General features: G+C 56.2%; 14 protein-coding genes, 4 tRNA genes and 1 pseudogene. 10 read left to right on the plus strand and 9 right to left on the minus strand.

What is annotated here, in order from left to right:
• A complete protein-coding gene (locus G6041_RS02445) occupies window positions 1-1,221 on the plus strand; it encodes a DUF3396 domain-containing protein (protein WP_012124364.1) in 1,221 nt (406 codons plus the stop codon).
• Between the two features lie 97 nt (window positions 1,222-1,318).
• Window positions 1,319-2,329 (plus strand): annotated as a pseudogene (locus G6041_RS02450) (DUF3396 domain-containing protein); the annotation flags it as partial.
• 114 nt (window positions 2,330-2,443) lie between these two features.
• Here G6041_RS02450 and G6041_RS02455 read toward each other — a convergent pair.
• Both G6041_RS02455 and G6041_RS02460 read right to left on the minus strand, forming a co-directional pair.
• A tRNA-Asn gene (locus tag G6041_RS02455) sits at window positions 2,444-2,519 on the minus strand.
• 129 nt (window positions 2,520-2,648) lie between these two features.
• Window positions 2,649-4,103, minus strand: a complete 1,455-nt coding sequence (locus G6041_RS02460; RefSeq protein ID WP_004387287.1) for an AMP nucleosidase — start codon at window positions 4,101-4,103, stop codon at window positions 2,649-2,651.
• Between the two features lie 327 nt (window positions 4,104-4,430).
• On the opposite strand from G6041_RS02460, the gene G6041_RS02465 reads away from it, so the two are divergent.
• A complete protein-coding gene (locus G6041_RS02465; RefSeq protein WP_012124366.1) occupies window positions 4,431-5,642 on the plus strand; it encodes a diguanylate phosphodiesterase in 1,212 nt (403 codons plus the stop codon).
• 241 nt (window positions 5,643-5,883) lie between these two features.
• Entirely contained in the window at window positions 5,884-6,909 is a 1,026-nt protein-coding gene (locus G6041_RS02470; protein ID WP_041460462.1) for an LLM class flavin-dependent oxidoreductase, read from the plus strand.
• A 50-nt stretch (window positions 6,910-6,959) separates the two neighbouring features.
• Here G6041_RS02470 and G6041_RS02475 read toward each other — a convergent pair.
• A tRNA-Asn gene (locus tag G6041_RS02475) sits at window positions 6,960-7,035 on the minus strand.
• A gap of 317 nt (window positions 7,036-7,352) precedes the next feature.
• Here G6041_RS02475 and nac point away from each other — a divergent pair.
• Together nac and cbl are read left to right on the plus strand one after the other, a co-directional pair.
• Entirely contained in the window at window positions 7,353-8,270 is a 918-nt protein-coding gene (gene nac, locus G6041_RS02480; RefSeq protein WP_004387290.1) for a nitrogen assimilation transcriptional regulator NAC, read from the plus strand.
• Window positions 8,271-8,371: 101 nt separating this feature from the next.
• The gene (gene cbl / locus G6041_RS02485; protein WP_004387291.1) at window positions 8,372-9,325 is read left to right on the plus strand and encodes an HTH-type transcriptional regulator Cbl; all 954 of its coding nucleotides are present in this window, start codon (window positions 8,372-8,374) and stop codon (window positions 9,323-9,325) included.
• A 42-nt stretch (window positions 9,326-9,367) separates the two neighbouring features.
• On the opposite strand, the gene shiA is transcribed toward cbl, so the two are convergent.
• From shiA to mtfA, 3 genes are all read right to left on the minus strand, one after another.
• Window positions 9,368-10,687: a shikimate transporter gene (gene shiA, locus G6041_RS02490; RefSeq protein ID WP_014728569.1), complete on the minus strand. Its 1,320-nt coding sequence runs from the start codon at window positions 10,685-10,687 to the stop codon at window positions 9,368-9,370.
• A gap of 266 nt (window positions 10,688-10,953) precedes the next feature.
• A tRNA-Asn gene (locus G6041_RS02495) sits at window positions 10,954-11,029 on the minus strand.
• A gap of 101 nt (window positions 11,030-11,130) precedes the next feature.
• Window positions 11,131-11,928, minus strand: a complete 798-nt coding sequence (gene mtfA, locus G6041_RS02500; protein ID WP_004387292.1) for a DgsA anti-repressor MtfA — start codon at window positions 11,926-11,928, stop codon at window positions 11,131-11,133.
• A gap of 93 nt (window positions 11,929-12,021) precedes the next feature.
• Between mtfA and G6041_RS02505 the strand changes: the two genes are divergently transcribed.
• Together G6041_RS02505 and G6041_RS02510 are read left to right on the plus strand one after the other, a co-directional pair.
• Window positions 12,022-12,111 (plus strand) — tRNA-Ser (locus tag G6041_RS02505).
• Window positions 12,112-12,479: 368 nt separating this feature from the next.
• Window positions 12,480-14,057, plus strand: coding sequence for a GGDEF domain-containing protein (locus G6041_RS02510; RefSeq protein WP_012124369.1), 1,578 nt, complete (start codon window positions 12,480-12,482; stop codon window positions 14,055-14,057).
• Between the two features lie 6 nt (window positions 14,058-14,063).
• Here the strand turns inward: G6041_RS02510 and G6041_RS02515 are convergent, their stop codons facing one another.
• A complete protein-coding gene (locus G6041_RS02515; RefSeq protein WP_012124370.1) occupies window positions 14,064-14,966 on the minus strand; it encodes a LysR family transcriptional regulator in 903 nt (300 codons plus the stop codon).
• 120 nt (window positions 14,967-15,086) lie between these two features.
• On the opposite strand from G6041_RS02515, the gene G6041_RS02520 reads away from it, so the two are divergent.
• Both G6041_RS02520 and G6041_RS02525 read left to right on the plus strand, forming a co-directional pair.
• Complete coding sequence (locus tag G6041_RS02520; protein ID WP_012124371.1) at window positions 15,087-15,935, plus strand: type 1 glutamine amidotransferase domain-containing protein; 849 nt, start codon at window positions 15,087-15,089, stop codon at window positions 15,933-15,935.
• A gap of 29 nt (window positions 15,936-15,964) precedes the next feature.
• The gene (locus tag G6041_RS02525) at window positions 15,965-16,759 is read left to right on the plus strand and encodes an SDR family NAD(P)-dependent oxidoreductase (protein WP_012124372.1); all 795 of its coding nucleotides are present in this window, start codon (window positions 15,965-15,967) and stop codon (window positions 16,757-16,759) included.
• Window positions 16,760-16,853: 94 nt separating this feature from the next.
• Here the strand turns inward: G6041_RS02525 and G6041_RS02530 are convergent, their stop codons facing one another.
• Complete coding sequence (locus G6041_RS02530) at window positions 16,854-17,093, minus strand: DinI family protein (RefSeq protein ID WP_007794693.1); 240 nt, start codon at window positions 17,091-17,093, stop codon at window positions 16,854-16,856.
• A 153-nt stretch (window positions 17,094-17,246) separates the two neighbouring features.
• Complete coding sequence (gene ompC / locus G6041_RS02535) at window positions 17,247-18,371, minus strand: porin OmpC (protein WP_041460463.1); 1,125 nt, start codon at window positions 18,369-18,371, stop codon at window positions 17,247-17,249.
• Between the last annotated feature and the right edge of the window lie 386 nt (window positions 18,372-18,757).

Raw genomic sequence — 18,757 nt, forward strand, 5'->3', positions numbered from 1 at the left:
ATGGTATTACGGGATGTTGAGCTGAACTACCTTGAGAAGTGGCTGCCGGAAGCTTCAGTGAAATACAAAGACGGCAGCCCGGCAGTTAATCTTGGTCTGATTATCACGGTATTTTTTAAGGACGGGCATACGCCGGACGTGCGCCGCAGGATGGTGGAGTGTGTCGATCGCTTTTATACGGAATTTAAGCCGTATCTGAAAAAGCATCTCACCCAAAACTGGGTTGGAATTACGGAGAAAAATTACGCCAGAAAGCGGCAGGAGATTATCGATTCAACACCAGAAGAGATCTTTTCCTGGTATATGGGCAGCGCTGAGAAAGACTTCTTAGCGCCTGACTACAGTATATTAATTATGGGTAAAAGGATTTTTCATAACGATAATGATCGTTCAGTCATAAAATTAACGTTTCCGCTCTCGCTGCTGAAAGAGCCTGACGGTAAAGCACAATATGAAGGCTGGCTGCTGTGGCTGTGTAACACCTTTGCCGTGGAAAGCGGCTATGCCGGGCTGTCATTTATTCTTCCTTATTCGCGTGAACGAATGTTCCCGTATGAGTACGCCCTGGCGCAGCGTTTTTCCGGCGTGATGGTGGATTCTCTCGGAACGCTTGAGGGCGGCGAAGCCGTTGAAGGGCTGAAAGGCGCCTGCTGGTACACCATTCTCGGCACCCCGTGGCTGGAAAAGCTGGGCGGTGCAGAACAGTTAACGCATCGCCTGGTTAAAACGCCGGAAATCACGCTGTTGCCTTACAGCAACGGTGTGATCCTTAAGGCCGGAGAGCTTCCTCCGCCGTTGGGTGACATGAAAACGGAAGGGGTACCGCCACTCCTGATTAAGGTGAACCAGATTATTCGCCCGGTGCGGTATGACGGGCATAATGGCCTGCACTTTTTTTCAGGCTATGAAAACTTACAGTTTGAAAAAGCGTCGTCCATGGCCTGGTTTGCCCGTTTTGACGAAGCCAGCGCCCTGCTGGATAAAGCCGAAGCAGAGACATCGCGCGCGCCCGTGCGTATCCAGTGCTGGACTGACGATATCGCCCCTTATGCAGGGCAATGGGCGGCGATTGTTAACGGCAGGACGGAGTATATCCGGACGCGAGAAGGGCAGAAGATGCCGCTTTATAAGGATAAATACGGTAAGCCACACCGGGCCTGCTGGACATTGCTGAAGCGGGACGACAAAGGCAGTGTTTATGCTTTACCTGAAGATGACTGATTAGTGGATAGCGCCCCTGACCCAATACAGAGGACGTTTTTTGTCGCCACGGCACCCGGGGCGCAGCGGCGCTGGGTGCCGGTTAAAAGGAGCAGGTATGGTATTACGGGATTTTGAGCTGAACTACCTTGAGAAGTGGCTGCCGGAAGCGTCAGTGAAATATAGAGACGGCAGCCCGGCAGTTAATCTTGGTCTGATTATCACGGTATTTTTTAAGGACGGGCATACGCCGGCCGTGCGCCGCAGGATGGTGGAGTGTGTCGATCGCTTTTATACGGAATTTAAGCCGTATCTGAAAAAGCATCTCACCCAAAACTGGGTTGGAATTACGGAGAAAAATTACGCCAGAAAGCGGCAGGAGATTATCGATTCAACTCCTGAAGAGATCTTTTCCTGGTATATGGGCAGCGCAGAGAAAGACTTTTTAGCGCCTGACTACAGTATATTAATTATGGGCAAACGTATCTTCCATAAAGATACTGATCGCTCCGTTATTAAACTGACATTTCCGCTCTCGCTGCTGAAAGAGCCTGACGGTAAAGCACAATATGAAGGCTGGCTGCTGTGGCTGTGTAACACCTTTGCCGTGGAAAGCGGCTATGCCGGGCTGTCATTTATTCTTCCTTATTCGCGTGAACGAATATTCCCGTATGAGTACGCCCTGGCGCAGCGTTTTTCCGGCGTGATGGTGGATTCTATTGGTACGCTCGAAGGCAGAGTTGCAGTGAATAGTTTAAAAGGCGCCTGCTGGTACACCATTCTCGGCACCCCGTGGCTGGAAAAGCTGGGGGGTGCAGAGCAGTTAACGCATCGCCTGATTAAAAAGCCGGAAATCAGGCTGTTGCCCTACAGCAACGGTGTGGTCCTTAAGGCCGGAGAGCTTCCTCCGCCGTTGGGTGACATGAAAACGGAAGGATTATCGCCACTCCTGATTAAGGTAAACCAGCTTATTCGCCCGGTGCGGTATGACGGGCATAATGGCCTGCACTTTTTTTCAGGCTATGAAAACTTACAGTTTGAAAAAGCGTCGTCCATGGCCTGGTTTGCCCGCTTTGACGAAGCCAGCGCTCAACTGGATAAAGCCGAAGCAAAGACATCCCGCGAGCCGTGAGGTCAGCGCGTAAATTTACGATACAAAAAACCCGGCGATCTTTAGCAGAAGCGCCGGGTTAATTTGTTTTTAGCATCCCAGGATTGACTGGCACATCACAGGATTAAAATCTGGCTCCTCTGACTGGACTCGAACCAGTGACATACGGATTAACAGTCCGCCGTTCTACCGACTGAACTACAGAGGAATTGCGAGAACGGGGCGCATAGTAACGGCAGCGTTTCGGGTTGTCAAAGCCTGAATGTGAAATGCTGAACCGTTTGCTGAATAATTCCACAACCCCGGCGCGGCCAGCGCTACGCCGGGGTTGCGTTAATCAGCGGAAGGGCGGCTCGTTAAAGGTGCGCAGTTTGCGCGAGTGCAGGCGTTCGCCCTCCGCGCGCAGTAAATCGATGGCGCGAATGCCAATCTGCAGGTGTTCGGAAATCGCGCCCTCGTAAAAGCGATTCGCCTGGCCCGGCAGCTTGATTTCACCGTGCAGCGGTTTATCGGAAACGCACAGCAGCGTACCGTAAGGCACGCGGAAGCGATAACCCTGGGCGGCGATAGTCGCGCTTTCCATATCGATAGCCACCGCGCGGCTCAGGTTAAAGCGCAGCGCCGAGGCCGAATAGCGCAGTTCCCAGTTGCGGTCGTCGGTTGTCACCACCGTGCCGGTACGCAGACGCTGTTTCACTTCCTCACCCGGCATATTGCTCACAAGCTTCGTGGCGTCATAGAGCGCGCGCTGCACTTCGGCGATGCTCGGCACCGGAATATCCGGCGGCAGCACCGCGTCCAGCACGTGATCGTCGCGCAAATACGCGTGCGCCAGCACGTAGTCGCCAATCGACTGGCTTTCACGCAGGCCACCGCAGTGGCCAATCATCAGCCAGACATCCGGGCGCAGCACCGCGAGATGATCGCAAATCGTTTTGGCATTCGACGGCCCGACGCCGATATTCACCAGCGTAATGCCTTGGCCATCGGCGGTAATTAAATGCCAGGCGGGCATCTGGTGTTTTTTCCACGCGAGATCGGAAATCGCCGCTTCCGGCGCTTCGGTATCCGCGGTGATCCAGGTGCCACCCGCGCACGAGAGCGCCACGTATGGGCTGTCCGGATCGAGGATCTGGCTGCATCCCCAGCGCACAAACTCATCGACATAGCGCGTGTAGTTGGTAAAGAGCACGAAGGGCTGGAAATGCTCGACCGGCGTACCGGTGTAGTGGCGCAGACGCGCCAGCGAGAAATCGACGCGGCGGGCGTCGAAGTGCGACAGCGGGTAGAATTCAGTCGGGTGGAAAATCCCGTCGGCGGTCTCATCGCCAATCTGCGCCAGCTCGGTGGTCGGGAAGTGGCGGGTCAGACCGGCGCTCATCGAACGATCCAGGGTCAGCGCCGAGCCGTCAATCACATACGGGTAGGGGATCTCATGCTGTGAAGGGCCGACTTCAATCGTCGCGCCGTAGTCTTCATACAACAGAATCAGCTGTTCGCGCAGATAACTGCGAAATAACCCAGGACGCGTAACGGTGGTGGTGTAACACCCCGGATGGGTGAAACGCCCGTAGGCGCGCGTCTTCTGCGCTTTGCTGCCGTCACCATCCCAGCATACCCGCAACTGCGGATAGACAAATAAACCCTGCGCGCGCGCTGTCTCGTCCGGGAGGCGGCCTTCGTTAATATAGGCGGCGATTGCCTCGCGCAGCGCGTTAACCGCGTCATCATATAACGCTTCCAGTTTGTCGAGCGCCTCGTCGGGCGTCAGTGGTGTTGCAGTGGTATTCATCGGTTCTCCTGATCCCACATAGCTCGGCGGGGAGATGGGCTGTCTCTGATAATTATTTCAGAGGTTTATGAAACATAAAGGAATGGCGCAATGGCATAAATCTGTAAAGTGTTTACTTGCTGAGATTGTGCGCAATGGGCCTGGTCGTCTCACGTATTAACGTATTCGCTTTATGAATAAATATTTTCACTGGTTATACATCTGTTTTTATTAATTAAAGTCGCAATAGCCCATAGTGAGCGACTTTTTGCGGGCAAATTCGCCGCTTGCGGTGAAAAGCGACAGGGTATACTGATTTTTTATATGACCTGAACACGCAGGAAAACGATGCTATCTACCCTGATTTACCGCAGTCGGCTGAAAGGCGATATCGACCAGGCGAGCCTGCAGGTGATTGTAAGGCAGGCACAGACGCGGAATGCGCAGATGCAGGTCAGCGGTATTCTTGTCTTTGATGGTCATCAGTTTCTTCAGGTGCTGGAAGGGCCGCTGCATGCGGTAGAAGCCCTTTTTGGTCGTATCAGCCAGGACGAACGGCACGATTTCGTCGTGGAGCTGATGCGCGACTACGCCCCGCGTCGGCATTTCGAAAATGTTGGCATGGCGCTCTTTGATCTGCGTAACGTCAAAGCCCACGCGGTGCTGAAAGCGGTGGTTAAATCAAGTGTGGTGCCGTTTAATCTCGCCCGAGAGGCGCGGGTGTATCAGTTTATCCGCTCTTTTTTGCGTCGGCCGGACAGCCAGCAGCTTTCCCGTCAGTTTCAGCCTGGTGCCTGGCGGATGGAACCCACCTCGCCGCCACCGCTGGCGTCTGTCGCGCCCGTGGTGACGGATATCGCCTGCCAGTTTGCCCTGCAGCCGATTGTTGAGCCGACGACCTGCAAAATTAAAGCGTATGAGGCGCTGATCCGCTCCCCTGAGGGGGGCTCGCCCGCCGCGTTGTTTGCATCACTCTCCAGCAAAGCGCTGTATGAACTCGATCTGCATTCCAAAGAAATCGCTTTCGCGCTGGCAAACGCAGTGAATATTGGCAGTCAGATGATCTCCGTGAATCTTCTACCCGGAACGCTGGTGCAGATGCCCGGCGCGGTGGAGATCCTGCTGGCGCAAATTGCGCGCCAGGGGCTGTTACCACAGCAAGTGATTGTTGAGGTCACCGAGAGCGAGGTTATCTCGCGCTTTGATGAATTTGAGTGCGTCATTCGCCAGTTGCGTGCCGCGGGCATTAACCTGGCGATAGACGATTTTGGCGCCGGGTTTGCCGGTCTGTCATTGCTGACCCGCTTCCAGCCAGGCCGTATTAAAATCGATCGCTGCATCGTCGCCGATATTCACCTGCACGGCCCGAAGCAGGCCATCGTGCACGGCATCGTGCGCTGCTGCGCCGAGCTTGAGATAACGGTGGTCGCTGAAGGCGTGGAAAAAGTGGAAGAGTGGTGCTGGCTGGAAGCGGCGGGCATTCGCTATTTCCAAGGATATCTGTTTGCAAGGCCATTACTCAACCGCGCCCCGTCGGTAAGCTGGCCAACGGCCAGATAAGCAAGCTCACGAAGGCTGGCATCGGAAACTGTCGTCAGCCTTATTCTGCCAACCCGTCATGCCATTTCAGCTTTCGCGCCAGCCCATTCTTCAAGAAATTTGAACCATTATGTTAAACAAAGGGCATTTATTCTTTCCCGTTATCAGCACAGAGTAGGGTATCTGAACCAGACAACGCGGCGGGCATGGCGTGATTGATATCGGTTGCGCCATATATGCTCGCCCTGAAAACGGGATCAACATGAAAAAAATAGGCTTTTTGTCATTTGGCCACTGGACGCCGTCGCCGCAGTCCGCCACGCGCACCGCCGCAGATGCGCTACTGCAATCCATCGATCTGGCCGTCGCAGCCGAAGAGCTGGGCGCGGATGGCGCGTATTTCCGCGTGCATCACTTTGCACGCCAGCTCGCCTCGCCATTTCCGCTGCTGGCCGCCATCGGGGCCAGAACACGCAATATTGAGATCGGTACCGGCGTTATCGACATGCGCTATGAGAACCCGCTCTATATGGCGGAAAGCGCAGGGGCGGCGGATCTTATTTCAGGCGGTCGCCTGCAGCTGGGTATCAGCCGCGGATCGCCGGAACAGGTGATTGATGGCTGGCGCTATTTTGGCTATGAACCTGCCGCCGGTGAAAACGAATCTGACATGGCGCGCCGTCACACCGAGGCGCTGCTGGAAGTGCTGCGCGGGGAAGGCTTCGCCAAACCCAATCCGCAACCGATGTTTGCTAACCCGCCAGGCCTTCTGAGGCTTGAGCCGTGGTCTGAGGGACTTCGCGAGCGCATCTGGTGGGGCGCAGGCTCCAACGCCACTGCGGTCTGGGCGGCGAAGCTCGGAATGAACCTGCAAAGCTCCACCCTGAAAGACGATGAAACCGGCGAGCCGTTCCACATTCAACAGGCGCAGCAGATCCGCGCCTACCGCGCCGCCTGGGCAGAGGCAGGGCACACGCGTACGCCCCGTGTGTCGGTGAGCCGCAGCATTTTTCCGCTCATGGACAGCCGGGATCGCGCCTGGTTTGGCAACAGCCGTGATGACAGCGATAAGGTCGGGTTTCTGGATGAGAAAACGCGCGCCATTTTCGGGCGCAGCTACGCGGCTGAACCGGAGAAGCTCATTGAACAGCTTAAGCAGGACGACGCGATTGCCGAAGCGGATACCCTGTTGCTGACGGTGCCGAATCAGCTGGGCGTGGAGTACAACGTGCATGTGATTGAATCGGTGCTGCGGCATATCGCCCCCGCAATGGGATGGCGCGATTAGCGTAGCGCAGAAAAGCAAAAAGCCCGCTAAAAAGCGGGCTTTTTTAAATTTGGCTCCTCTGACTGGACTCGAACCAGTGACATACGGATTAACAGTCCGCCGTTCTACCGACTGAACTACAGAGGAATCGTGTGAACGGGGCGCATAGTACCGAGGTCGCCTGGCGTTGTAAAGCCCTGAACGCACCAGAAAATTCGTTTGCTGAGAAAAGCGTCAACCAGCCGAAACCTTCCGCCTTTGCACTCTTCTGGTGCAAACGTACCTCTTATGGGGCATAAGCAAAACAGTGTTTCAACGTTGCAAACCGATAAGTTATCGCTTTCTCTTATAATTTAAGCAGTTATATTAGCCGCTCCTGCTTTTCAAAAACTGGCAAGCATCTTGCAAAACCTGTTACGACATCATTGCCGGCATTGGCTCTGGCATTCCGTACAGGAGGCAAAATGAACTTAAGACGACTGAAATACTTTGTGAAAATCGTCGATATCGGTAGCCTGACGCAGGCGGCGGAAGTGCTGCACATCGCGCAGCCCGCGTTAAGCCAGCAGGTGGCGACTCTGGAAGGGGAGATGGATCAGCAACTGTTGATTCGCACCAAACGGGGCGTCACGCCAACGGAAGCCGGGAAAATTCTTTATGCGCATGCCCGCACCATTTTGCGCCAGTGCGAACAGGCGCAGCTCGCCGTACATAATGTCGGCCAGACGCTACAGGGCCAGGTCTCTATTGGCCTCGCGCCTGGTACCGCCGCCTCTTCAGTAACCATGCCGCTGCTGCAGGCCGTGCGCGCCGAACTCCCGGACGTGTTGGTTTACCTGCATGAAGACAGCGGTGCGACGCTGAACGATAAACTGCTAAGCGGCCAGCTCGATATGGCGGTGCTGTATGACCGCGCGCCGGTGGCCGGGCTCACCAGCCAGCCGCTTATCAAAGAAGATCTGTTCCTGGTCGGCACGCGCGATTGTCCGGGGCAGAGCGTGGATCTGGCGAGCGTCGCCCAGATGAATCTTTTCCTGCCGCGTGATTACAGCGCCGTGCGCAAGCGCGTCGATGAAGCTTTCTCGCTGCGCCGCCTGACGGCAAAAATCATCGGCGAAATCGAGTCGGTGTCCACGCTGAGCGCGGCCATCGCCAGCGGCATGGGCGTGACAGTGCTGCCGGAATCCGCCGCGCGCTCGCTTGCGGGCTCCACCAACGGCTGGCTCGCGCGTATCACTAGCCCGTCGATGACGCTGCCGCTCTCGCTCAATGTCTCCTCCCGCGTGCCGTTAACGCCGCAGGCGCAGGCCGTGAAAGATATTCTGCTGTCACTGGTGGCGCGCCCGGCGCTGGAAAACCGCGAACTGCTGCTGGTGGGCTGACAGATATTCCGCAACGGAATAACAGACAGCTTTTTATTATTTGTGATGCCCGCCGGGGGACTTTAACAATAGCGTCATGTTGAATCGCTCCCGGGGGCGCTGTGAATTTCCAGCAACTGAAAATTATTCGTGAGGCGGCAAGGCGGGATTTTAATCTCACCGAAGTGGCCAATATGCTTTATACCTCGCAGTCTGGCGTCAGCCGCCATATTCGCGAACTTGAAGAAGAGCTCGGCATTGAAATTTTCATTCGCCGCGGCAAACGGCTGCTGGGCATGACGGAGCCTGGCAAAGCGCTGCTGGTGATTGCCGAGCGCATTCTTAACGAGGCCAGCAACGTGCGCCGCCTGGCCGATCTCTTTACCAACGACGCCAGCGGCGTGCTGACTATCGCCACGACGCACACCCAGGCCCGCTACAGCCTGCCGTCGGTGATTAAAACCTTTCGCTCGCTCTTTCCCGAGGTGCGTCTCGAGCTGATTCAGGGCACGCCGCAGGAGATAGAATCGCTGCTGCAAAGCGGCACGGCGGATATCGGTATCGCCAGTGAACGCTTAAGCGCCGATCCGGGCCTGGTGGCTTATCCGTGGTTTCGCTGGCATCACAGTCTGCTGGTGCCGAAGGATCACCCCCTCACGCAGGCCAACCCCCTGACGCTCGAAGAGATCAGCCGCTGGCCGCTGATTACCTACCGGCAGGGCATCACCGGACGCTCGCGTATTGATGAAGCCTTCAGCCGTAAAGGGCTGACGCCGGATATCGTCCTGAGCGCGCAGGACTCCGACGTTATCAAAACGTATGTTGAACTGGGGCTTGGCATTGGGCTGGTGGCGGAGCAGGCGAGCGAACCCCATGAAGAGAGCCTGCTCACGCGGCTCGACACGCGGCATCTGTTCGACGCGAATACCGTCTGGCTGGGCCTCAAACGTGGGCAGCTTCAGCGCAATTACGTCTGGCGATTTATCGAGCTGTGCAACGCCGGGCTGTCGGTTGACGAAATTAAACAGCAGGCGCTGGAGCCTGCGAGTGACGTGGTGATCGATTATCAGATTTAGCGGTAAACGCCCCGCCAGCGCAGGGCTGGCGGAGCGTGACGATTACTGCGCCTGTGGCGTTTTAATAAAAAGCGCGGTCAGCGCCGACAGCAGACAGCCCGCCATCAGGTAAATCGCGACCGTATGCCATGCGCCGCCGGAGAAAGTCAGCAGGGCGGCGGCGATAAAGGGCGTAAAGCCGCCACCCACCACGCTTGCCACCTGATACCCCACGCCCGCGCCGCTGTAGCGGTAACCCGCGCCGAACATCTCAGTAAACATCGGCTGCTGCACGCAGACCACCATATCGTGCGCGATATTCGCGAGCATCAGCGAGAAAATCACCACGCCGACAATCGAACGGGCTTCCAGCGCCATAAAGAAGGGAAAGGCGCTCAGTGCGCCGAGCAGCGCGCCGGTGATATAAATGCGGCGCCGTCCGTAGCGATCGGCCATCCACGCGAACAGCGGAATGGTCAGGCAGCTCACGCCGCCCACCAGCAGGCCGATATTAAGAAACAGCTCGCGCGGCAGACCCAGATTCTGCGTGGAATAGTTAAGGGCGAAGGCGGTAACGATATACATCGTCAGCAGTTCGCACAGGCGCAGGGCGATGATTTTCAGGAATGCGCCCGGGTGGCGTACCAGCGCCTCAAAGACCGGCGGCCGCTTTTTCGCCTGCGCGGGCTTTGCCGCCTGCGCGCGCTCAAATTCCGCGGACTCCGCCATACCGTTACGCACCCACAGCGCCGCCAGCACCAGCACAATGCTGAACAAAAACGGCAAGCGCCAGCCCCAGCTCAGGAACTGCGCATCGGTCGTCAGGTAGCTGATAAGCGACACCAGCCCGGTGGCGAGCAGCAGGCCTACGCCATATCCCACCTGAACGCCGCTACTGTAAAACGCTTTTTTCCCGGCGGGGGCGCTTTCCACCGCAAGCAGCGCCGCGCCGCCCCATTCGCCGCCCACGGCAAACCCCTGAATGGCGCGCAGCGTCACCAGTAATACCGGCGCCCACCAGCCAATGGTGGCGAACGACGGCAGAATGCCGATGCAGGCGGTAGCGATGCCCATCATCCAGACGGTCATCATCAGCATCCGCTTACGGCCCAGGCGATCGCCGAAGTGGCCAAAGACAATCCCGCCGAGCGGACGGAATAAAAAGCCGACGCCGAAGGTGGCGAAGGCGGCAAGCGTGCCCATGGCCGGTGAGATCTGCGGGAAAAACTCGGTGTTAAACACCAGTGCCGCGGTAATGCCATAGAGTAAGAAATCAAACCAGTCTACCACCGCGCCGGCAAAGCTGCCCCAGGCAGCACGGCGCGCGCGGTTGCAGGCAGGGAGCGCCTCATCGGGGCGGGGAGTCGTGATTGTGGAATCCATCGTTGTCCTGTCCATTCGTCAACATTCTGTATTGTTATTGTTATCAAAGCAGATTGAAGGTTACTCACATCGTACGCAGCCAAAAAAAGCCGTTACTGAGACTACCGCGCCAGCCGCCGGGTGAAAACCGTTTTGCGCCGTGACGGACGTTTAAGGACCAATTAACTCAGAGATGCCGGGTGGGCAGAGGAATATGCGGTAAAGAGGGAGAGAATAACGGAAGCAGAAAAGCAAAAAGCCCGCTAAAAAGCGGGCTTTTTTAAATCTGGCTCCTCTGACTGGACTCGAACCAGTGACATACGGATTAACAGTCCGCCGTTCTACCGACTGAACTACAGAGGAATCGTGTGAACGGGGCGCATAATAATCATGCCCCGCATCAGTGTCAACGCAAAAAATTACGCTATGTATTCAAACGCTTAATTCTGCGTCAGATTGCGCTTTTAATGTACCTGACCGCCGTCGGAAAGGGCGGGCGTTTCACGCAGGCGTAAGCGCAGCAGCGGATCCTGACCGTAAAAGTGACAAAAACGCTGCCACAGCGACGGGAAGCGCGGCGCGAAAAGCTCCGGCGCACTGAAGAAATATTCGGAGAGCACCGCGAAGCACTCCGCCGGATCGGTGGCAGCATAGGCATCAATGCTGGCGGCGCTTTCACCCACCAGATCTATCTCATCCTGAATATTTTCCATCGCCGCGTGCAGGTCGTGCTCCCAGCCTGCGACTTCACGCAGCGCGATAAGCGGAATGCCGCTTGCGCGATCGCCGTTACGCATATCGAGCTTATGCGCCACTTCATGAATGATAAGGTTAAAGCCGGAGGCGTCGAACGAATCCTGAATATCGAGCCAGTTGAGGATAATCGGTCCCTGCTGCCAGCTCTGGCCGGACTGCACCACGCGCTGGTTATGCACCAGACCGATGTCGTCTTCCCATTCGTCATCCACCACGAACGGCGCGGGGTAAATCAGCACTTCGTGAAAGCCGTCGAGCCACTCTAAACCGAGCTCCAGCACCGGCAGGCAGAAGAGCAGGGCAATGCGGGCGCTTTTCAGCTCATCCAGCTCAAAACCCTGTAAGGGCACCAGCCGCTTTTGCTGTAAAAAACGCTCGCTTAAGCGCACCAGCTTCTGCTGCTGTTCGTCGCTCAGGCCCGCCAGTAACGGAATGGCGAGCGCCGCTTCCCAGGGAAGAGGTGCCAGCGCGGCGGTGTGATTTGCTTTCCAGGGCCACTTAATCATCTTATTGCTCGCAAACTCGTCACTTGAACAAAATCGAAGAGGCAGGGACTGTTAAAATGCCAAAGATCCTGGCATCATGGCAACCTCAAGTACGGAGAGATGCCGGAGCGGCTGAACGGACCGGTCTCGAAAACCGGAGTAGGGGCAACTCTACCGGGGGTTCAAATCCCCCTCTCTCCGCCACTATTCAAGCACTTACCGCCTCGTTTTTCAGTGATAAAAATCCCGTTGAGAAAAGTTTGAGACTAATCGCGCCGTGAATTGTGCCCGGCTTCGCTTCTCGCCTGGATGCTTTTTACCTTTCTTTGCAGTTTTCACCCGCTTTCATGTTACTGGCGGCCTCTCTTTTAAACGCGACAGCGCGCGTCAGTCACCCAAACTAACCCTTAACGATTACCACTGAAAACTGCCGCCTGTGACGCGATCGGGTCTATTCTTATCTGATGCATATTGATGTTAACTCGCGGAATTCTCTGGCTTGTCGTTCGGGGGCTTTCAAAGTGAGTTAAAAACGAGCCTGACGCGGCTTCCGATAAACTTCAGTAAAATTAATGCAACGCGGGCAGGATACGCAGGAGGTGGCCGTCGTGCCTGAGAAAAAACAGTTTATCCGCATTCTGGCGCTGGATACGCCGCTCGGGCGCAGTCTGGCGTTCTTTCTGTTTATTCTGCTGGCAGGAAGCATCGCGGCCAATGCGGTAACGCTGTATCTCTCCTGGGAGCGCACGGTTGAAGATGCCGAGAGCAAGGCGATTAACCTGTCGCTTTCGCAGGTACGACAGGCGGATGACACCTTTCTCCAGACGGAGCTGACCCTCCAGGAGATCCGCCGCAATCTGGCTTATGGCTATCTTCCCGATCACGAACTCAACGCATCGCTTGCCGAGCTGGAACAGCGGCTGCCGCAGCTTGATGGGCTGTTTATTTACGATGCGCACGGCGCATGGCGCAACAGTTCTTTCGGGCAGGAACCTGCTGAGGACAACATTGCGGACCGCGATGATTTTCTCTACCACAAAGATCATGGCTGGATGGGCGTGCATATTGGTCATGTGGTGCGCAGTAAAATCAGCGGCCAGTTGGTGATCCCGGTTTCGCTACGCATTAATGACATCACCGGCGGCTTTGCGGGCGTGGTAATGGCCACCGTGAAAATGGACTACTTCCGCCAGTTTTACAGTTATTTTGAACTGACGAATAACGACATCCTGGCGCTGCTGCTGGTCGATGGCAAGCCGCTGTACATTCGCCCCTTTGACGAAAGCGTGCTGAATAAAGATCTCTCAGACAGCCCGCTTTTTACGCAGGTGCTGCTGCGAGCGCGCCAGGGCAGCGCCACCTGGCTGTCGGCGCTTGATCAGGTCGTCAGAATCTACGGGTTTGCGCGCTCGACGCGTTACCCGATTGTCGTGGTGGCCGGGTATGACAAAGACAATCTGCGCGCGACCTGGCTTAAAAACAGTATTCCCGATTTGCTTATCAACGGCGCGCTGCTGACCGCCATTATCCTGATGGGCATGGTGCTGTTCAGACAGGTGAGGGTGAATATCCGCGACCGCAACGAACTGGCGACGCTGCGTGACGAGCTGGTGAAAATCAACCACACGCTGCATTCCATGGCGATGGTCGATGGTCTGACGGGGCTTGCTAACCGGCGGCGCTTTGACGCCTTTCTTGAGCAGGCGCTGGCCGACTCCGCTGTCACCGGAAACCCCGTCTCACTCATTCTTATCGATGTCGATTTTTTCAAACGTTATAACGACAATCGCGGTCACGTGGCCGGTGACGCCTGCCTGCGTCGTATCGGCGGTGTGCTCCAGCAGGCTTCTTTTAGCCATGGCGATCTGGTGGCGCGTTACGGTGGCGAAGAGTTCGCAATCATACTCTCTGAGGCTTCGTCCGCCGACGCCCTGCGCGTCGCGGAAAAGGTGGTCAGCATGGTGCGGGAGCAGGCGCTGCCACACCCCGACACCGAACTGCCCGATGGCGTGGTGACCATCAGCGCGGGCTGTTACAGCATGACATCCGACGGCAGAATGGCGTGTCTGACCGAGCTTATCAAAGGGGCGGACGAGGCGCTCTATCAGGCGAAAAGCACCGGGCGTAACCGTGCCGTCCTGTTGTCATAAACGCCACTAGCCTGTTGCCTGCTGTATGAAGCGAATAAACGCTTCACTGGCGGATGACAGCCCTTTGTGCGGCGCGTAGATAAGCGAAAAGGGGCGTGTGCGGCCGCGGGTTTGCGGGAGGATCTCCGTCAGCAGGCCGTTTTCCATGAGCGGGCGCGCGATAAAATCGTAAGTCTGACAGATACCCGCGCCGCTGACGGCAAGCGAGATAACGCCCAGAATGTCATCCGAGACCTGAATCTGCCCCTTCGGCGTCCACTCAATGGGGGCTCCCTCCTCGCACAGGCTCCACTGCGCGATACGCCCGCTGCTTGGCATGATAAACGGCAGGCAGCGGTGGTTTTCAAGCGCGGCTAACGTGTGCGGCTCGCCGTGCTGGCGCAAATAAGCGGGTGCTGCGACCAGGCACAGCGGTGCCTCTTCAAGCTTACGCGCGACCAGCCGGCTGTCCGGCAGCGTGCCCAGACGGATAGCGAGATCGTAGCCTTCGGCCACCAGATCCACGTTTCGGTTAGTGATATTCAGCTCAACGGTAATCCCCGGATAGTGCGCGGCGAAACGCTGCAACAGCGCCGGAAGCCGGTAGTGCCCGTAGGTGGTCGGCGCGCTAAGCCGGATATGGCCGACCGTCTGTGCGCCGCGTCCCTGAATATCCCGCTCGGCGCGCTCAAACACACTAAAAGCGCTGCACGCCTGCTCGTAATAGTGCCGCCCGGCCTGCGTCAGGCTGAGCTGGCGCGTGGTGCGTCTCACCAGCTGTACGCCAAGCCGCGTCTCAAGCCTTGTTAGCGCCCGGCTCAGTACGGATGCCGTGGTGCCTAGCGCCACCGCCGCCGCGGTGATCGAGCCTTTCTCAATGATCGTCACGAAGATTTCCACATCGCTGAGATGGGCGAAACGTCGGCTCATTATGTCTCCTGAAGAACAAATGAATGTCTTTAGCGGTGGTTTATCCACTTTTGAGGAAACACTACAGTGTGCGCCAGTTGCAGGCAAGGCTTGCAAATCTAAACACATCAACAGGAGTACATGGTGAAAATGGTACGTCATCTCGCGCTCGCCGCAGCGCTTGGTCTTTCTGCCCTGAATGCGCATGCCGCCAGTGTGCTGGTAGTGCTGTCGGATTCTGACCACCTGGATCTGAAAGACGGCAAAGTGTTTCAGACAGGCTTTTATCTCAATGAACTGATGCAGCCGGTAAAACGTCTGCTGGACGCCGGGCACCAGGTCACGTTCGCCACGCCGAACGGGCAGGCGCCGACGCTCGATAAATCCTCTGACGACAAAATGTATTTCAACAATGACGTGAACGCGTGGCGCACGCATCGCGCGTTGCTCGACAAACTGAAACTGACGTCGCCTTCGTCTTCGCCGGTGATTAGCCTGGCGCGAGCCGCGCAGCGGGGTTACGGCGAGTTTGACGCGATTTACATTCCAGGTGGCCATGCGCCGATGCAGGATCTGCTGACCAGCCCGGCGCTCGGCAAGGCGCTGGCCGCGTTTCATGCCGCCGGTAAGCCAACGGCGCTGGTCTGCCACGGTCCCATCGCGCTGCTCTCCACGCTGCCGGATGCGCCGGCATTCACCCGCCAGCTGGCGGAAACCGGCCATGCCGCGGCGCAGCCCGGCTGGATTTACGCGGGTTACCGGATGACCGTTATCAGCAATGCGGAAGAGGAGATTGCCAAAGGCCTGCTGCCGAAAGGCGGGGCGATGAAATTTTATCCGCAAACCGCGCTCGAGCAGGCGGGCGGCCAATACAGCAGCAATACCGAACCGTTCACCTCGCATATCGTGACGGACAGGGAACTCATCACCGGGCAGAACCCGGCTTCGGCAACGGCGGTGGCGCAGGCGCTGCTGGAACGTCTTCATTAATCTCTGACGCACTGCACTGAGGAACCAACATGGATCTGCAACTGAACACTAAAACGGCGATAGTGACGGCGGCGACGGCAGGCATTGGCCTTGCGATCGCCCGGACGCTGGCGCAGGAAGGCGTGGCGGTCACCATCACCGGCCGCGACCATAAAAAACTGGCGGCGGCGGTCGCGACCATTGAGGCGGAGGCGAAAGGTGCCTCCGTGACCGGCGTGCTGGCGGACGTCAGCACCGTGGAAGGCGTCGCGGCGCTGACGGCGCAACAGCCGGAAACCGATATTCTGATTAACAATCTCGGCTTTTATGAGGCGACGCCGTTTGCGGATATCACCGACGAGGCGTGGCTGCGGATGTTTGACGTTAACGTGATGTCCGGCGTGCGGCTCTCCAGGCACTATTTCCCGCAAATGCTGACGAAAAACTGGGGACGCGTCATTTTTATCTCCAGCGAAGTGGGTGCGTTTACGCCGCCGGATATGGTGCACTACGGGATGAGCAAATCGGCGCAGCTTGCGGTGGCGCGCGGCATGGCGGAGTTAACCAAAGGCACCGGCGTGACGGTAAACAGCGTGTTGCCTTCGGCCACGCGTTCAGAAGGCATTATGGAATATTTGCGCCAGACCGCGCCGCAACCGGGCATGACCGACGCCCAGATTGAAGCGAATTTCTTTGCGACGTATCGCCCGAGTTCGCTGCTTGCGCGCATGATTGATGCCACGGAGATAGCCTCAATGGTGGCGCTGCTGGCAAGCCCGCTGGGCGCGGCGTCAAACGGCGCGGCGGTGCGCGTGGAAGGCGGTACGTACCGCTCTATTCTGTAATCAGAGGCATAGCAGGAGAAAAGGGCTGGCCGGGCGTGACGCCGGGTGAATCTGAATAATAAAAAACCCGCGCTGGCGGGTTTTTTACTGTCGCTTATTCGTTAACCAGCCACATGTCGGCTTCGTCGAACATCTCTTCCAGCATCCGGTTCAGCTTTTCGCGATCGTTTTTATTGGCGTCGGAATTGAGACCGTTTGTCTGCATCGGCTTAACGCGCACATCAGCATCCGGAAAAATGCGGTGTACGCGGCGGGTCAGCTCGGCCAGGATAATCTCACGCGCGCCGGGCAAGCCTGCGACATTGCGTTTGTCATAAACCAGTTCAACAAACATGGAAAACTCCACAGTATGGATATATATACAGTCCTGGCACACTATAGCGCCCGTCCGGCATCCGGTAAAGAGGAGAGTGAAGGCGCGCGTGAAGAAGCGTGGAAAATAAAAAAGGCCCGCACGCGGCGGGCCTGAAAAGGATCAGTAAAACGCTTAGAACTGATACACCATACCGATGCCGACGATGTCGTCGGTTGCGATGCCATTATCTTTATAGAAGTCGTCGTCGCTATCCAGCAGGTTGATTTTGTAATCAACGTAGGTCAGGAAGTTCTTGTTGAGATACCAGCTGGCACCGACATCCGCGTATTTAACCAGATCGTTGTCCTGGTACTTACCGGCATACCACAGATCTTTACCGCGGGATTGCAGGTAGGCCAGAGACGGACGCAGGCCGAAATCAAACTGGTACTGCGCCACGATTTCGATGTTCTGCGTTTTGTTGGCAATGCCGTCGCCGTCGCCATACGGCGTCATGTTGCGGGTTTCAGCATAGGTGGCGGCAAGATAGATATTGTTGGCGTCATACTTCAGGCCAGTCGCCCACGCATCCGCGCGTTCGCCGCCTGCGACGATAGAATCGCCACGGCCCTCATTAACCTGTTTTGACGTACGGTCAGAGGAGGAATAGGCCGCGGATGCGCTAAAGCCCATACCGAAATCATAGGTCGTGGAGAGACCAAAACCGTCGCCGTTCTGGGTCTGGATGCCGTGACCGTTAGTGGTGCCTTCGTTGCCGTTGCCGTCGTCTTCGTTATTGCCCTGGTATTGCAGCGCGAAGTTAAGCCCGTCCACCATGCCGAAGAAATCGGTGTTGCGGTACGTCGCCATCCCGTTGCCGCGGCCCACCATGTAGTTATCGCTGTAGGTGTAAGAGTCACCGCCGAACACCGGCAGCATATCGGTCCAGGCTTCAACGTCATAAATCACGCCGTAGTTACGGCCATAATCGAAGGAGCCGTAATCGCCATATTTAAGGCCCGCGAACGCGAGTTTGTTGTAAGAGGTGTTGCTGTCCTCGGTGCTGTTGGCCATGATTTTGTAGTTCCACATGCCATAGCCGGTCAGCTCTGAACTGATTTGGGTTTCGCCTTTAAAGCCGAATTCCAGATAGGTGCCGTCGCCGTCGTCACCCGGGTTATCGGAAAAGGTATGACGCGCGTCGACTTTACCAAACAAATCGAGTTTATTGCCGTCTTTATTATAAATCTCTGCCGCATTCGCAGCGCCTGCCATTAATAAAGCGGGTACTACAAGAGCCAGTACTTTTCTTTTCATTATTAACTTCCTTATCGTCATAAATAAAATAAATGAATGGTTTAATTGAATGACGTAACGGAGCATCGTCCGCGGCACGCATATTAGCAGAATGTAAAAACGCCACAAAAATTATTTCCCAGGGCGAATTCTGGTGAAAATTAATATATTTGTGTTGGTTATTTTATTTTTTCTTTCATTATTTTCATCAATGTTCTTGGTAGGGCGTTGAAATTATTTATAAAGGGTTTTCCTGGCTGAAGTACAAGTCCAGAGGGCATGGTGGCTGGTTTTTCTGGATGTGCGCGCTATCAAATAAATAAGCGTTAAAGGCATCAGTAATAAAAGATAATTGCCTGTTGAATTATTATTCGGATAATTAATTTTCAGAAAAAAGAACGGTACGA

The organism is Cronobacter sp. HA18003, assembly GCF_011605905.1.
GTDB lineage: Bacteria > Pseudomonadota > Gammaproteobacteria > Enterobacterales > Enterobacteriaceae > Cronobacter > Cronobacter sakazakii.

Excerpts from the sequence above, each read along its gene's own strand:
- G6041_RS02520 (WP_012124371.1), top strand. The coding sequence starts at position 15,087 with ATGGTGAAAATGGTACGTCATCTCGCGCTCGCCGCAGCGCTTGGTCTT.
- G6041_RS02515 (WP_012124370.1), bottom strand. The coding sequence starts at position 14,966 with ATGAGCCGACGTTTCGCCCATCTCAGCGATGTGGAAATCTTCGTGACG.
- G6041_RS02470 (WP_041460462.1), top strand. The coding sequence starts at position 5,884 with ATGAAAAAAATAGGCTTTTTGTCATTTGGCCACTGGACGCCGTCGCCG.
- nac (WP_004387290.1), top strand. The coding sequence starts at position 7,353 with ATGAACTTAAGACGACTGAAATACTTTGTGAAAATCGTCGATATCGGT.
- G6041_RS02525 (WP_012124372.1), top strand. The coding sequence starts at position 15,965 with ATGGATCTGCAACTGAACACTAAAACGGCGATAGTGACGGCGGCGACG.
- G6041_RS02445 (WP_012124364.1), top strand. The coding sequence starts at position 1 with ATGGTATTACGGGATGTTGAGCTGAACTACCTTGAGAAGTGGCTGCCG.
- ompC (WP_041460463.1), bottom strand. The coding sequence starts at position 18,371 with ATGAAAAGAAAAGTACTGGCTCTTGTAGTACCCGCTTTATTAATGGCA.
- G6041_RS02465 (WP_012124366.1), top strand. The coding sequence starts at position 4,431 with ATGCTATCTACCCTGATTTACCGCAGTCGGCTGAAAGGCGATATCGAC.
- G6041_RS02460 (WP_004387287.1), bottom strand. The coding sequence starts at position 4,103 with ATGAATACCACTGCAACACCACTGACGCCCGACGAGGCGCTCGACAAA.
- mtfA (WP_004387292.1), bottom strand. The coding sequence starts at position 11,928 with ATGATTAAGTGGCCCTGGAAAGCAAATCACACCGCCGCGCTGGCACCT.
- G6041_RS02510 (WP_012124369.1), top strand. The coding sequence starts at position 12,480 with ATGCAACGCGGGCAGGATACGCAGGAGGTGGCCGTCGTGCCTGAGAAA.
- G6041_RS02530 (WP_007794693.1), bottom strand. The coding sequence starts at position 17,093 with ATGTTTGTTGAACTGGTTTATGACAAACGCAATGTCGCAGGCTTGCCC.
- shiA (WP_014728569.1), bottom strand. The coding sequence starts at position 10,687 with ATGGATTCCACAATCACGACTCCCCGCCCCGATGAGGCGCTCCCTGCC.